Here is a 1873-nt window from a genome sequence, read left to right on the forward strand (position 1 = left end):
GCTGGTGCAACCGCTTGAACTTATTGCGGGCCCAGCGGATCAGGAAAGCATCGATACGATGCAGAGTCGGGGTCAATTCCGACTGAACCGCACCGGGTTTGCCGGAGGCTGGTTTTTTTGAGTCATGCCGCCATTGGGAGTGTCTCAAGTTCGGCATAGTAGCGAGCTTCGGCCTCGGCGGGAGGCACGTTTCCGATTGGTCCGAGCAGGCGACGGTTGTTGAACCACTCGACCCATTCCAGGGTGGCGAACTCGACAAGTTCCAGCGAACGCCACGGTCCCCGTCTGCGGATCACCTCGGTCTTGTAAAGGCCGTTAATGCTCTCGGCCAAAGCATTGTCATAGCTGTCGCCGACGCTGCCCACGGAGGGCTCGATGCCCGCTTCGGCCAGGCGCTCGGTGTAGCGAATCGACACGTATTGCACTCCCCTGTCGCTATGGTGAACCAGGCCGCCACCCTGGACGGGGCGGCGGTCAGCCAGAGCCTGCTCCAAGGCATCCAGCACGAAGCCCGCTTGTGCCGTACGACTCACCCGCCAGCCGACGATGCGCCGGGCATAGGCGTCGATAACGAAAGCGACGTAGACGAAGCCTTGCCAGGTCGCGACGTATGTGAAGTCCGACAGCCACAGTACATTCGGCCGCGGCGCCCGGAATTGCCGGTTCACCCGGTCGAGCGGACAGGCGACGGCCGGGTTGCTGACCGTGGTACGGACCTCGCGGCCTCGCACTGCACCTTTCAGGCCCATCTGCCGCATCAGCCGGGCCACAGTGCAGCGTGCGGCGCGAATGCCCTCGCGGCCGAGTTGCCGCCACACCTTGCGCACGCCGTAGACGCGGAAGTTTGCCTCGAACACCCGCCGGATCTCGGCGGCCAGCACCAGGTCGCGCCGGGATCGCGCTGGCAGCTTGGCCGGGTCGGCGCGCCGGGCAGCGTGCGTGCGGTAGGTGGCTGGGGCGATCGGCAGCACGCGGCAGATCGGCTCGACCCCATATGCCCCACGATGATCGTCGATGAAGGCGATCATCGTTTGAACGGGCGGTCGAGCTCCGCCTGGGCAAAATACGCCGACGCCTTGCGCAGGATCTCGTTGGCCTGGCGCAGTTCCCGGTTCTCGCGCTCCAGCGCCTTGATCCGATCGCCCTCATGCGTTGTGGGACCGGCCCGCAGACCCTGGTCGCGCTCGGACCGCCGCACCCAGCTGCGCAGCGTCTCTCCCGTGCAGCCGATCTTGCCCGCAATCGAGTTGATCGCCGCCCATTGCGACGGATGTTCCGCCTGGTGGTCAAATACCATGCGCACGGCGCGATCACGCACCTCAGCTGAAAACTTGTTCGTCGTTGGCTTGCTCATCGCTCCATCCTCTCAAGACGTGGAGCCTCCGGCAAACCCGGTGCGGTTCAATCGCTCTTGACGATCGCAGCTTGCGGGGGTTTGAGGCCGCGCCTGACCGTTGGCCTCGAGGGGCCTGCCCTCATCTCTCGTACAGCACCACACCTCCTCCTTCAGAAGCGTGTTCGTGACACACCGTCGATCACCACCGGGATATCATGATCTTCGAGCAGTCGGGCGATTTCCGCGCGCGGCAGCGCGACCCCGGTCGGCGCGTTGGGATTGGCGATCACGATCGAGCCCGCCTCGCGCCGATAATCCTCGACCCTCACGCGCATTTCCTCGTCCAACGGCACAGTCTCGCAGGCGAGGCCGAACAGTTGCGCCCACACGGGATAAAAGCTGTAGGTGACGTCCGGAAACAGCAGCGGCTTCGGCTGGTTCAACAGCCCGACGAAAGCATGCGCGAGCACTTCGTCCGAGCCATTGCCGACGAACACCTGCTCGGGCTTGACGCCGTGATGGCCGGCCAGGACCTCG

At 64.7% G+C, this 1873-nt stretch carries 2 protein-coding genes and 1 other annotated feature; both genes read right to left on the reverse strand.

From position 1 onward, the window contains the following. Positions 1 to 122: 122 nt before the first annotated feature. Positions 123 to 1354 (reverse strand): IS3 family transposase gene (locus VGC56_RS02330; RefSeq protein WP_464122972.1). Its coding sequence is split into 2 segments (ribosomal slippage): positions 123 to 1063 and positions 1063 to 1354, totalling 1233 coding nucleotides; the frame shifts between segments, so codons are not numbered across the junction. Next, positions 954 to 1070, reverse strand: a sequence feature (AL1L pseudoknot). (Overlaps the previous gene by 117 nt.) A 152-nt stretch (positions 1355 to 1506) precedes the next feature. Then, the coding region (locus VGC56_RS02335) for an aminotransferase class I/II-fold pyridoxal phosphate-dependent enzyme (protein ID WP_464122973.1) at positions 1507 to 1873 on the reverse strand (367 nt) is incomplete at its 5' end.

This window comes from Allosphingosinicella sp., assembly GCF_036403745.1.
Lineage (GTDB): Bacteria > Pseudomonadota > Alphaproteobacteria > Sphingomonadales > Sphingomonadaceae > Allosphingosinicella.